This window comes from Bacteroides sp. 3_1_23, assembly GCF_000162555.1.
GTDB lineage: Bacteria > Bacteroidota > Bacteroidia > Bacteroidales > Bacteroidaceae > Bacteroides > Bacteroides ovatus.
Genome location: NZ_GG774950.1, coordinates 1 through 13,814 on the forward strand (window position 1 = coordinate 1; position 13,814 = coordinate 13,814).

The 13,814-nt window shown below is 40.3% G+C and carries 11 protein-coding genes; 2 read left to right on the forward strand and 9 right to left on the reverse strand.

The window, feature by feature from the left end; translation table 11 throughout:
- Positions 1-28: 28 nt before the first annotated feature.
- From HMPREF9010_RS12450 to HMPREF9010_RS12410, 9 genes are all read right to left on the reverse strand, one after another.
- Entirely contained in the window at positions 29-433 is a 405-nt protein-coding gene (locus HMPREF9010_RS12450) for a hypothetical protein (protein WP_008648933.1), read from the reverse strand.
- A 405-nt stretch (positions 434-838) separates the two neighbouring features.
- Positions 839-2,773: a DEAD/DEAH box helicase gene (locus HMPREF9010_RS12445; RefSeq protein WP_008648935.1), complete on the reverse strand. Its 1,935-nt coding sequence runs from the start codon at positions 2,771-2,773 to the stop codon at positions 839-841.
- A gap of 115 nt (positions 2,774-2,888) precedes the next feature.
- Positions 2,889-3,956 (reverse strand): tyrosine-protein phosphatase, encoded by a 1,068-nt coding sequence (locus tag HMPREF9010_RS12440; RefSeq protein WP_004322548.1) that lies wholly within the window; start codon positions 3,954-3,956, stop codon positions 2,889-2,891.
- 165 nt (positions 3,957-4,121) lie between these two features.
- On the reverse strand, positions 4,122-5,588 hold the full coding sequence (locus HMPREF9010_RS12435; RefSeq protein ID WP_008648938.1) for a glycoside hydrolase family 125 protein: 1,467 nt from the start codon (positions 5,586-5,588) through the stop codon (positions 4,122-4,124).
- 34 nt (positions 5,589-5,622) lie between these two features.
- Positions 5,623-6,786 carry a glycoside hydrolase family 76 protein gene (locus tag HMPREF9010_RS12430; RefSeq protein ID WP_008648939.1) on the reverse strand — a complete coding sequence of 388 codons (1,164 nt, stop codon included), beginning with the start codon at positions 6,784-6,786 and terminating at the stop codon, positions 5,623-5,625.
- A 214-nt stretch (positions 6,787-7,000) separates the two neighbouring features.
- Complete coding sequence (locus HMPREF9010_RS12425) at positions 7,001-8,617, reverse strand: DUF6377 domain-containing protein (protein ID WP_008648941.1); 1,617 nt, start codon at positions 8,615-8,617, stop codon at positions 7,001-7,003.
- A gap of 152 nt (positions 8,618-8,769) precedes the next feature.
- Complete coding sequence (locus HMPREF9010_RS12420; protein ID WP_004302990.1) at positions 8,770-9,690, reverse strand: carbohydrate kinase family protein; 921 nt, start codon at positions 9,688-9,690, stop codon at positions 8,770-8,772.
- On the reverse strand, positions 9,678-10,283 hold the full coding sequence (locus tag HMPREF9010_RS12415) for an SIS domain-containing protein (RefSeq protein WP_004298060.1): 606 nt from the start codon (positions 10,281-10,283) through the stop codon (positions 9,678-9,680). Before HMPREF9010_RS12415 ends, HMPREF9010_RS12420 begins: the two co-directional genes overlap by 13 nt.
- Positions 10,284-10,289: 6 nt before the next feature.
- Entirely contained in the window at positions 10,290-10,823 is a 534-nt protein-coding gene (locus tag HMPREF9010_RS12410; protein ID WP_004298061.1) for a TIGR00730 family Rossman fold protein, read from the reverse strand.
- Positions 10,824-10,928: 105 nt separating this feature from the next.
- On the opposite strand from HMPREF9010_RS12410, the gene HMPREF9010_RS12405 reads away from it, so the two are divergent.
- Positions 10,929-12,149: a M16 family metallopeptidase gene (locus HMPREF9010_RS12405; RefSeq protein ID WP_004298062.1), complete on the forward strand. Its 1,221-nt coding sequence runs from the start codon at positions 10,929-10,931 to the stop codon at positions 12,147-12,149.
- An 85-nt stretch (positions 12,150-12,234) separates the two neighbouring features.
- The gene (locus HMPREF9010_RS12400) at positions 12,235-13,803 is read left to right on the forward strand and encodes an ATP-binding protein (protein ID WP_008648946.1); all 1,569 of its coding nucleotides are present in this window, start codon (positions 12,235-12,237) and stop codon (positions 13,801-13,803) included.
- Positions 13,804-13,814 lie beyond the last annotated feature (11 nt).

Below are 13,814 nucleotides of genomic sequence, written 5' to 3' on the forward strand. Positions count from 1 at the left end.
TGGTACAGATAGTAGCGATTGGCTGATGTTAGAGAATACATGGATCTCCCTCCTTTCTTTCGTAATCGCGCAACATTTTAATAACACCACCGGGTGTGGCCCGTTTGACCGAAATGGTGGTTCCACTGTTAAAGGTGATTGTGATCCCGGCAAGACTAAACTCTTCTTCCGACAACATGGCGGGTGCTATTTGAGTGAATGAAGGAGAGGAAGTTGTCGGTTGGGAGGGTTCAACGCCGCCATAATAATCACGGACCACATCTGCCTTGGCTTGTTTAACGCTATAGCCCCGTCTGAACATCCAGGAACTCATACCACCAAAAGTGGTATGCTGATCGCGGCAAACATCGGCTAAAGGACAATTGTAGTCTACTTTCAATACTTCAAGGAAATGTTTCCAAGTTTTTCCAAATCGATTTTCTGCTAAATCCATAATGCTTCATTTTTATACATAGCAAAAATATAAGAATGAAAAAAGGGCGACAAGATAGAATCGCGGAGACGCTTACCTCTTTAGAAGAAGAGGAAATTTATTATATATTAAAGGTTGCAGACTTTTGATGAGTTTGCAACCTTTTTTGTTGTATAAAATTGAACTGTTTGCAGTAGATATACTTCTTATCGTTTTTAATAAATAGGAATACCGTTTATTAAAAACGATAAGAAAGTTTATTAGAAACACAAAAGTAGATTCTGTATGAATAGTTGTCTTTTTTCAATAAGATAGAATAGGGATAATGTTGTTCCTTCTCATTAGAATGTCAAGATGGTAATTAGTTGTAACATAAAGACCTCTGACTAATAATGTACAAATCTACGGATTATGCTTGCTTCATATTTATTTCTTCTTAGGTTTTCTACGTGCCCATCCTTCTTCGCTGAAGTCAGGTTCTTTATCTTTAAAAAACTCTTGCCAGTCATCTTTCTTTTTCGGACCGCGAGCATCAGAGTATCCTCGCTCAGCACGACTAGGCTTATCTTTTTTTGTTGACTTTGAGTCTTTTGCAGAAGCATCTTTCGGTTTTCTATCCTTATTTTCATAGCGCGGTGCACGTTCGTCGCTTTTGCCGCCGAATCGTTTACCTCCCTTGCGCTCATTTGAACCGTTTTCACGTCCTTTTCCGTTTTCTTCACCGGCACCGGCAATCTCAACAACTACCTTGCGTCCATTCCATTTAGCCCTATTCAGCGCCTTGATTACATTTGTCGCTTCCTTTTCCGGCACTTCAAAGAAAGAATAGTTCTGCATTAGGTCAATACGTCCCAACTCGATACGTCCTCTTGTGTTACTATTTAGTAGTCCGATAAGATCGCTAGGGAAGAAACTGTCTGTTTTACCCAAATTGATAAACAGGCGGTTAAAGCCCGGTGCAGCTTGGCGGCTTCTTTTTTCGAAACCACCTTCTTTGCGGTCACCCCGTCCGGTACGTTCTCCTCTGATGTCAGTCGGTACTTCTATTTCTGCACGGTTGCGATAATACTCGGCGAAACGGTTGAATTCGTGAGAAACCATTCGTTTAATCAGGTCCTCTTTGCTCAACCATTCCAGTTTACGATAGATTTCCGGCATAAAGTCAGCAATCTCTTCCTCGTTTACTTTTACTTTTTCGAGATCATCAATAACCTTAATCAGTTGCTTCTGACAGATTCCTGCTGCTGTTGGCATTTCTCCGACAATGAATTTTTTGCTGATAATCCGTTCAATTTCTCTCATCTTTCCTTTTTCACGGAGGTTGATGATGGCAATGGAAGTTCCTGTTTTTCCGGCACGTCCTGTACGTCCGCTGCGATGTGTATAACTCTCTGTATCGTCTGGTAATCCGTAATTGATAACATGCGTCAGATCGTCTACATCAAGTCCGCGGGCAGCCACGTCAGTTGCCACGAGCAGTTGCAAGTTGCGGATGCGGAATTTCTGCATAACAGCATCCCGTTGTGCTTGAGAAAGCTCACCATGCAAAGAATCGGCATTGTAGCCTTCTTGCATTAATTTGTCTGCAATTTCCTGAGTCTCTTTACGGGTACGGCAGAAAATGATACCGTATATTTGTGGGTAGTAATCGACGATACGCTTTAAAGCTTCGTATTTGTCTTTAGCCTGTACGGTATAAACAACGTGTTTAACGTTGTTGGTACTTTCATTCTTACGGCCAATAGTGATTTCTTTCGCATTGCGCAGGTAATTTTTGGAAATGCGTGCGATTTCCGGACTCATTGTTGCGGAAAACAATAGAGTGTTGCGTTCCTGCGGTACATCAGCCAGAATGGCGTTGATGCTTTCTGTGAACCCCATATTAAGCATTTCGTCCGCTTCATCCATTACTACATTGTGGATGGTAGACAAGGAAACGGTTTTGCGTTCCATCAGGTCCAACAGGCGTCCGGGTGTAGCTACAATGATGTGTACTCCTCGTTTGAGGCTGCGTATCTGGCTGTCAATAGAAGAACCACCATATACAGGTAATACTTTTAGTCCATCAATGTATTTGGAATAGTCGTTCAAATCTCCTGCTATCTGGAGACAGAGCTCGCGGGTAGGGCAGAGGATAAGCGATTGTGGAATTCTGTTTTTTACGTCAACTTGTTGGAGCAAGGGCAAACCGAATGCGGCTGTTTTACCTGTTCCTGTCTGTGCAAGAGCTACTACATCATTATTTTCTCCTAAAAGGTACGGAATCACTTCTTCTTGTACCGGCATGGGATTCTCGTATCCCATTTCTTCAATTGCTCTACGTATCTCCGGAGAAACGCCAAGCTCTTCAAATGTCTTCATTAAATCTCTGTATATCTTTTATTTCGGCTGCAAAGATAGTTAATTTAGTTGATAATGAATGATTGATAGTAGATAATTATTATAGACGCCACCCTATTTTATCACTTATCAACTATTAATTATCAGTTAGTAAGATGCTGCGTAACTGTTCAATTTCTTCTGCAGAAAGTCCGATTCCCTTTTTCAGATAGGTCTGTACGCTCCCGTATTCAGCCTCAATCTGTTCTTTGGCAGCGTTCAGGAAATCTTCTTTTGCAGAGTAGATGGTTGTAATGGCTTCTTGCGAATTGACCGATAACTTATATGCATATTGAGAAGCTTTGGGAATATTAAAATAGTCATTACTCAAACGATAGTCTTCCATAATGACGTCTTCGTTGACTCCAAGAGCGGCAAGCAATAAGGCGGAAACGACCCCTGTACGCCCTTTCCCGGATGTACAATGAATCACAACCGGATAATGAGTACGGTCGAGAAGGACGGTGAACAGCTTTTTGAATTCCTTTTGGTAGTTTATAACTAATTCCCGATTCATTTGTTCTACCAAACGATAAATAGTGTCACTTTTTATCTTCTCTTCCTGAATTCCTTGCAGAATTTCTTCCATGTTCCCTGTGAGAATAGGGATATGTATGATATTAAATTCATCATCATGCAATTGCGGGTAGTTGTGGCGTTCATTTTCAGAACGTAAATCTATGATTGTCCGTATCCCCATATTCTTAAGTTCCTGGCGTGAGCAGGGAGGAATGCTGTCTATTTGTGCGGAACGGTATATCATTCCCCAGCGAAGAGATTTGCCAGTACCGGCAGATTCATATCCTCCTAAATCACGGAAATTCTGTATGCCGGGGATATTAATGTTGCGGGTAGCCACTTTGATTCGGTATTTGTTATTAAATACCATCAAGTAGTAATAGCGTTGGGACGGATCATTGGTTACGATGGTCATTTTACCACTGGAAATGTTGGTTATTGCAATGGGAGAATTTTCCGGAATAGTTTCAGGAGAAGTGGAAGTGTATACTTTTACCTGCCCTTTTAATATTGGTGCTGTTTCCCATTTGATAATACAGTTTCCTACGTTGTTTTCTTCACATACCACAGATATAGCAGGTGATGTGCCGGAACATGATGGGAGCACTAATAAAACAGTAAGCCAGCTTAACAGGTTTTTATACATAGTTTCTTTGCCTTGAATCGTATACTGCAAAGATAAGAATTACCCGAAGATGTGGTAATTCCTTTGCGATAATTAGCCAAAGTTAATAGTAATTTACGTGTTAAAAAAGGGCACATCTTCTGATGGAAGAGTGCCCTGAATGAAAAATTGTATAAATCAGCTTTATTAGATGCTGTTCAATAAATCAGTTTTTCCTTCATTTATTAACTTTAAAATTAGTTCGCCGAACAAGGTATTTTGCCATGCAAACCAAGCACGGGTGAAGTTATTGGGATCATCTTTGTGAAAAGATTCATGCATAAAGCCTGTCCCTGCGTCTGTGTTGATTAGCATTTTTACACACTCCTTGATCTCCTGGTCGTCCTGACTGGTAAATGCTTTCATCATGATACTCATAGGCCATACCATGTCATAGCCGATGTGAGGACCACCAATTCCTTCTCCTGCTTTTCCTTTGAAGAAATAAGGATTATCCTTGCTCCATACAAAACGGCGTGTATTCTGATAGATAGGATCGTTAATATCTACATCGCCAAGATAAGGCATTGCCAATAAACTTGGTACATTAGCATCATCCATTAAAAAATGATTTCCGAAACCATCTACCTCAAAAGCATAAATTGTACCATATTTAGGGTGATTGTAAGTTGCATATTTTTTTAGTGCAGTCTCTACTTCTTTTGCCAGATCTGTACATTGTTTTGCCATTTCTGCATTTTGATTTACAGTATTCAGAATTTCAGCAGCTTTCTTTAACGAAGAAACAGCAAAGAAATTAGACGGCACGAGAAATTGCAAGGTTGTAGCATCGTCAGATGGACGGAAGGCTGAAACAATTAGTCCGACAGGATTCACAGGAGCACCTAAACCGTTGTTGTTTAATGTATCGAGTGCACGTTCCGTTTTGCGTTGAAATTTATAAGGTCCTACTCCCTCCTTACGTTGTTGCTCCTTAAAAGTAGACAGGATGTTGGTGATGGCTTGTATCCATTCACTATCAAAAATACTGGCATCACCGGTCTCTTTCCAATATTGGTAGGCCAGACGTAGTGGGTAACATAGAGAATCTATTTCCCATTTTCTTTCATGTAATTCAGGTTTCATGTCGGTCAGGTCGGACATCCATTCTCCTCCCACAGCTCCGTCATTGAAAGCATTGGCGTACGGATCAATATTAATACATTTAAATTGTCTGCGGATCACTCCTTCGAGCATTTTCTTCAATTCCGGATCTTTACTGGCCAGTTGTATATAAGGCCAAACCTGTGCTCCGGAGTCACGTAGCCACATGGCATGAATATCACCTGTATAAACAAAAGTATCAGGTTTGCCATTTGTTGTGCGATAATGAACTGTCGTTTCGAGGGTATTTGGAAAACAATTCTCGAACATCCATGCCAATTTTTGATTAATAAGTAACTTTTTCACCCTGATGATTTCTGCTTCCACGGCTTTTGATGTAAAAAGACGCTTGTTTACGGGTGGACGATTACTTTTATAAGCGGCAATTTCAGCTGCTTGATTAACCACATTGGTATGATCCTTAGCTAGGATAAGTTCTGTAGCTTTAGCATGGCCTCCCATTAATAGGGTAGTTGTGATAATGCATATTCCGATGTTTCTTTTCTTCATATCTCTATTGTTTTAAGAGGGTTATTAAAAGTGATTATTGCAAATCGATTCCGCCTAGTCTTCCATACATTTCTATGAAAGCAGCTTGTGTCAAGAGCCATTTTTTCTCGTTTTTATCCGTGCCACTCCAATCTGTATGGAACAGTCCCCGTTCATCTCTGGCATGATGCCATGCGTAATCAAGACTTTTCTGGAAATCGGTTAGATAGGTCTTGTTATGGTCTATTTGATAAAGTTCAATAAAGCCTCTAAGCATAACTGCTGTGAACCAGATATTTCCTTTTTTCAGTAATTGAAATGTTTGCCCGTTTGGAGAGGTAAAATTAGTGAAAAAGTGTTTATGACATGCTTCTGCTATATTTTGAGCATCTTCCAGATAATTTCTCTGTTTTGTAATTTGGTAGAGTAGGGCAGCTGCTTGCATCATTTGCCCGCTGTTGTAGGCAAATTTGGCACGACCGATTTTCTTATTGAGTGCGATGTTGTCAAAGTATAGATGATCCTTTGGATCTTCCAGGTTCTTTTTAGTCCACTCGTATAAGTCTTTTCCTTGTTTTAAATAGGCGTCATCTTGAGTAGCCTGAAATAGCTTGAGAGCGAATACGGCTCCCGGCGCATTAGAACAAGTATTTTTAGATTCCTTCTTTTGTTCGCACCAGTAGATTCCTCCGCCAAGTACGTCATCTTTACCACTAAGGATAAACTTCCATATTAGTTTAGCTTTCTCCAGATAAGCTTGTTTTCCTGTCATACGATAAGAATCGGTAAAATCGATACCTAACCAGACGTTGTCATCATAAAAACGATCGGAGAGAGGTTGACTGCTGATATAAGATGAGTAAGCGAATGGTTCTCTTCGTGTGTCGAAGTATTCTTCCAATCCTGGTAGTACTTTGTTTTCCAGAAGCTTTTTATACTTCTTATTTCCAGTGCTCTCCAGTAATGCATTTACTGCAGAGAATGTGCCCGAATACGGCCAAAGGTAGGAATATTCATTGCGTCTTTTTGCTTGTTCTTCTGATGCCAGATAAGTTGTCTTATTGTCTTGGTTAAAAGGATAGTTCTCACGTAACAGACAAGTGTTGGGTGCTGCATAGTTTTGGTAAAGAGCATCCAAAGTTTGCTGTGCTTTTTCTATGTTAGGATTTGCGTTTGCAATGGTGAAAGCACAAATAACATTAAGTAATAGGCCGTTCATAATTTTTTATTTAAGTGGTATTTATATAAATAGTAATTTGAATGAGTTCGCAGGTTTTATTGTGACTCTACAAAAATACCTTATTTCGGTTACTTTTTAAATGGGGAGTGAGCAGATTGTAAATGATTGTTTGGGGTATGTTGTTGATAATCAGAGAATCTTTGATCGGAGAGTCTCTGATAAATGTAAATGATGCTGTATGATTAATACACTGTTATTCCCGGATTTGTTGTCCGATTCGAGCTACTTTTTCTTCAAATTCATTCCGGTCTCCATTTGCTTTGATCCGCATTTTTGAGCGGTAATTATAGATGGTCGATAATGAATACTGTAAGAAATGAGCTATTTTCACACTGTCTGTAATTCCAAGTCGGATAAGTGCGAAGATCCGTAACTCGGGTGTTAAGAGTTTGTCGGGTCCTGGAATGATTGCATTTTCCGGTAAAAGCAATGCGTTAAAATCTTCGACGAAATTCGGAAAGAGATTCAGGATTGCTTTGTCGAAGTTATTATAAAATTCAGCCAGATCTTTTTCTGTATTGAGAGAGGAGTGGAGGAAAGAGGTTACTTTCTTTATATCTTCACTTTTGGCTATTTTGAGTGCTCTTTTCTTAAAATTGGCAATTTTACTGATATAACTGGTATATTGTTCCATATACAGCCCTACATATTCTTCTTTGATTTTATTGTTATCTGCCAATATTGAGTTCATTTGTTGTATTTCGTAAAGATGATAAGACAAACTCTCATTAGCTTGTTCCACTTTACCTTTTTGTTTTTTCAGTTGTACGGACAGGATGAATAGCAGAATGCAGACAATGCATAATGCAATGAGCAATGCCGTTATGATGATAAATTTATGTTTCTCCTTTTCTTGAAATGCCTTATCTATGAAAAGATACATATCTGAGGCTTCGATGGTGTTAATTCTCGCATTGCATAGGATAGCGTCCTCCATTGCATTTTTCATATATTTAGATGCCCGGTCTATATCCCCACTCTCAAAGATCAGCTTGGCTAATATTTTTAAAGAGAGATTTTCTCTAGCTCCATTTAATACATCAGAAATGGCGGATATTGCGAAATATTTAATCGTATTTTCACGGTCATTTTTACCTTGATAGGCAGATGCCAGAGAATATGCTATGATTCCGGCATTTCTTGAATAGGGTGTATAACTTTGATAAGTGCTGTCCAGTATATGAATAGCATCATCATACTTTTTATGGAAAAGAAGAGTTGGTGCGGTTATAAAAGCTCGTACGTTTGATGGGACTTCTTTGCATTGGAGCAGCGAATCGCGATATATTTGTGCTATCAGATCATTTTCTTGTGAATCGTCCTCGTTGGAAGCAAAAGCTTTCTGGTGATTGTAGATCGTGACTTGTCCGAGAAAATATTCAGCTTTGAGTTTAGGAGATAGTTGCTTTTGTTGCATCGAATTGGTAATTGCCAAAGCTTCTTTGAAAAAGCCCATCGAAGATAATATTCTTGAATAATCCAGTTTAGCTTCAATTAAAAGTTCTTTGTCATTACTTTCTTGAGCGAACCTGTTCATGTGGATGGCATAGGCTAAAGCGGAATCTTTTTGGAAAGATGAATACTCAAAACAAAGAGACTGTGCTGTCCCAACTTTCTTTCGAATATCCCTGGATTGTCTTAATATTATTTTCAGGCTGTCTATCTGTCTTTGCTTTTGTTGGGTATAACTAGCTTTGTTTTGTAGAGATTTATCTAATACTTTTAACAATGTTTTTACTTTATCGTTTGCTTTTGCTGGTAAACTGATGAAGATAAAGATTATCAATAGAGGTAAAATAAATCTTTTCATATATTAAGTAAGATTGCTTATTGAATATGGTTGTTTGCAAAGATAAGGAAATCCATATTAAGTTAAGGTTGACAGATTAACTTAATATGGATTTTATGAAAATAGGGATTTCGCTGGATGAATTACTTATATCCAAATCCTTATTTGTAATATCACTTGTATTTTTGTGCAAACTCCACCGAAACCGAATTGCTGAAACTTCGGCAAACTTCAGCTGCGAAGTCTTTCCCGCATTGGATTATTTTATCCCAGATCTCTTCATTCAAGTTATTTAGATCGCGGTATCGGACATCGTATTTGAGTAATCCGTAGATCAGCCCTGCATTGAAGTTATCACCAGCTCCAATAGTACTGACTGCTTGTAATGGTTCTATCGGATAATCTTTATTGACCAGATTAGTGCGTAACGCTACCTTTTCCGCACCTGCAGTACAGATGAACCGGGGACAGTAGAATTTGATTTTATCCTTGTAAATCTTGTCTATATCCTGCATGTTATACATATATAGAAAATCCTCTAAAGAACCGCGTACAATATCCGCATATTCCAGATTTTCAATAATGGTCGGAGCCAGTTTCATGGCTTCATTCTTGTGTGAAGAACGGAAATTCGGGTCATAATAGATGATGGCTTTCTTTTCACGTGCCTGATCTAGTAATTCGAGAATCTTCTCCCTCAGAACCGGATTCAGTGCGTAATAAGAACCCACCATGACAATGTCGTCTTCCTCTAGTTTCGGAAACAGAACATCCAGACGTTGCTTCGGGTAGTCTTTGTAGAAGATATATTCAGCATCACTCTGCTCGTTCAGGAAAGCTAAGGATACGGGCGATTTTCCATCCGGGAATACATTTACATGATCGGTTGGGATATGATTCTCACGCATAAACTGCAGGATAATATTGCCTACACGGTCATTCCCGGTTTCACTGATGAAGCCGACGTTTATTCCCATTCGTCCCAATGAGACAATACCGTTGAATACAGAACCTCCCGGTACGGCGGCAGAAGGCTGGTCACCTCGAAAGATGATATCGAGGATGGTCTCTCCGATACCGATTACTTTTCGCATAGTGATCTTGATTTTTCTCCCAGATAACCGCCGTGGTGACGTTTTGAATATTCAGCGATAGTAAATCCTGTTTCCTTCATGGTTTGTACTACCAATATATCTCCGATCACTGTCATGGCAGTAGTGGATGTAGTAGGAGTCATCCCTAACACACAGACTTCTGCAGGCTTGCCGGTACTTAGACAGACATCCGATTCTTTTGCCAGCGGACTATCCGGATTTCCGGTGATAACGATAAACTTCAGATCCGGGTCCAGATTATGGGCTAAGCGGGTTAATTCCACAATCTCACGTGTCTTGCCAGAGTTAGAGATCAGCAGGAGTAGATCGTTTTTTTGTAAGATACCCAAATCCCCGTGTTGCGCCTCGCTGGGATGCAGAAAGACGGATGGAATACCGGTGGAACAGAAAGTCGTAGCAATGTTCATAGCAATCTGCCCGGCTTTTCCCATACCGGAAGTTACCAGTTTTCCCTTTTTCTGATGTATTTGTTCTACAATCAGTTTCACCGCTTTTTCATAAGCGTCTGTTACGGGGATGTTGAGCACAGCTTGTGCTTCCTGTTGCAAAAGTTGTTTGATGGAGTCTATCATATAGGATCAGTTTATTTTTTCTTTTAATTCATTTAATGTGTTTGCTACTTCGTAATAGGTTGAGAAAGGCTGTCGTGCAAAACCTTTGTTCTCCAGGGTGTGGAGTGCTTTTAATAGCTCGTCGTAAAAACCATATTCATTGTAGAAAATGACCTTCTTCCGGTGATATCCGATAGAGGCAGCGGCTATTACGTGGAAAATCTCATCAAGAGTACCGACGCCTCCGGGGAGTGCAACCAATACCTCCGACTTCTCCGTTATGATATCTTTGCGGTCACTCAAGTTACGGGTATGAATTTCTTCATCTAACAGACTGCTTACCTTGCCATTCTCTTCCAGTTTGGCAGGAACTACTCCAATGACCTTACCGCCATTTTCTTTCACGGCACGAGCTATGCATTCCATTAATCCGAGGCTGGCTCCTCCATATATCAAGGTTTTGCCTGTCTGCCCCATCCATTTGCCTATTTGGCTGGCGCTTTCGAAGTACATTTTGTCAATGTTATCGGAGGCGGAACAGAATATTCCTATCTTTTCCATATACGTTGTTGCTGTTATAGTCCACAAATATCTGCAATTTTCTATAAACAGCAATAAGTTTTATTGTATTTTTGTGGCATTAATTCAATAAGGAAGTATAAAACGATGCAAGGTAACGAATATACATTGCCAAATGGCCTGCGTATTATCCATGAACCAACCCTCTCAAAAGTAGCTTATTGTGGTTTTGCGATTGATGCCGGAACCCGTGATGAGGCAGAGAATGAGCAGGGAATGGCCCATTTTGTAGAACATCTGATTTTTAAGGGAACGGAGAAGCGGAAAGCCTGGCATATCCTCAACCGGATGGAGAATGTAGGTGGTGACCTGAATGCTTATACAAATAAGGAAGAAACTGTCGTCTATGCCGCTTTCCTGAAAGAACATCTGGAACGTGCGCTTGAATTGTTGGGGGATATTGTATTTCATTCAACCTTTCCGCAGCATGAGATAGAAAAAGAAACAGAGGTCATTATCGATGAAATCCAGTCGTATGAAGATACTCCGTCGGAACTGATATTTGACGATTTTGAAGACATGATCTTCCGCAATCATCCATTGGGAAGAAACATTCTTGGTAAACCGGAACTTCTGCGGAGTTTTCGCACGGAAGATGTTCTATCGTTTACCCGCCGTTTTTACCAACCGGGAAATATGGTGTTTTTTGTTCAGGGGCAATACGAGTTCAAGAGAATCATCCGTCTGGTAGAAAAATACCTGTTGGATATTCCTGATGTGAAGGTAGAGAATCGCCGTACACCTCCGCCTCTGTATGTGCCGGAACATTTGACAGTGGCCAGAGATACACATCAGGCGCATGTTATGATCGGTAGCCGTGGCTATAATGCGTATGATGACAAGCGTACTGCACTCTATCTGCTGAATAATGTCCTTGGAGGTCCCGGAATGAATAGTAAACTGAATGTGTCCCTTCGCGAACGCAGAGGACTGGTCTATAATGTCGAATCCAATCTGACTTCCTATACGGATACGGGAGCTTTCTGTATTTATTTCGGGACGGATGTGGATGACATGGATACTTGCCTGAAATTGACCTATAAGGAATTGAAGCGGATGCGCGATACAAAGATGACTTCTTCCCAGTTGGCGGCAGCGAAAAAGCAGTTGATCGGGCAAATCGGAGTAGCGTCCGATAACTTTGAGAATAATGCGTTAGGGATGGCGAAAACATTCCTTCATTATCATAAGTATGAATCATCCGAGCTTGTTTTTAAGCGTATAGAAGAGCTAACAGCAGAGATGTTGTTGGAAGTTGCCAATGAGATGTTTGCAGAGGAATACTTATCTACGTTGATTTACAAATAATTGATTGACAGATTTGCTTTCATTGCCAGAATTCGTATTTTTGTAGCAGATACGTATGTGATAACAATCTAATAGTAGAAATTGTATGTTGGTGACGGGCAGAAAACTCCCTATCGGGATTCAGACTTTCGAAGATATCCGCAATGACGGATACTTGTATGTGGATAAGACCGCATTGATGTGGACTATAGCAAACATCGGTAAACCTTTTTTTTTAAGCCGTCCGCGCCGATTCGGAAAGAGTTTGTTAATTTCTACGTTTGAAGCCTATTTCAAGGGACGGCGTGACCTTTTCACGGGACTTGCCGTGGAACAATTAGAAAAGAAGTGGGAAGAATATCCCGTACTGCATCTGGATTTGAATGCCGAGAAATATGATTCACCAGACAGATTGGATGCTATTTTAAGTAACCAGTTAACTCAATGGGAAGCTATATATGGCAGGGGAGAAGATGAAACCACTTTGTCTTCCCGCTTCTTGGGTGTCATTCGTCGTGCCTCCGAACAAGCAGGCAGGGGTGTTGTAGTCCTGGTGGATGAGTATGATAAGCCCTTACTACAGGCTATTCAGAATGAACCGCTTCTCGATTCTTACCGTTCTACTTTGAAAGCTTTCTACGGTGTGTTGAAGAGTGCAGACCGCTATCTTCGTTTTGCTTTTCTGACAGGTGTCACCAAATTCTCGCAAGTAAGTGTATTTAGTGATCTGAACCAATTGAATGACATCAGTCTGAATTATGACTTCTCTACTCTTTGTGGAATCACCCGCGAAGAACTTCTTGCTAATTTTGAACCGGAGATTGCGGCTTTATCACAAGCGAATGATATGAGTACGGAAGAAGTTGTAGAAACAATGACCCGACAGTATGACGGCTATCATTTTCATCCTAATGGAGAAGGAGTGTTCAATCCGTTCAGTGTGCTGAATGCGTTTTTTAGTAAAGAGTTCGGCAATTACTGGTTTCAGACCGGAACTCCTACTTTCCTTGTGGAGTTATTGAAAGAGAGCGATTATGATCTTCGCTTGCTGATGGATGGTATAGAGACAGCTGCTTCCGCTTTCACTGAATATCGTGCTGATAGGAAAAATCCTATTCCATTGATTTATCAGAGTGGTTATCTGACTATTAAAGATTATGACAGAGAGTTTAGACTTTATCGTTTAGGCTTTCCTAACGACGAAGTACGTTATGGCTTTCTTAACTTTTTACTCCCATTTTATACGGCAGTCACGGATGAAGAACGAAGCTTTTATATAGGTAAGTTTGTTCAAGAACTACGTACAGGCAATGTTGACGCTTTCATGCACCGCTTTGAAGCTTTCTTTACAGATTTTCCTTACGAGTTGAATGACCAGACTGAACGTCATTATCAAGTCATCATATATTTAATATTCAAACTGATGGGACAATTCACGCAGGCAGAAGTACATAGCTCACGGGGACGTGCAGATGCGGTTGTACGAACCCCGAAGTTCATCTATATTTTCGAATTCAAGCTGAATGGGACTGTTGAGCAGGCCATGGAGCAGATTGAAGAAAAAGGTTATGCTTTTCCTTATACGGCAGAGGATCAACAAGTGATAAAAGTTGGTGTAGAGTTTAGCGCAGAGAAACGAAATGTAGAGCGCTGGATGGTAGCGAAAGAAATTTAATATAAAATTGA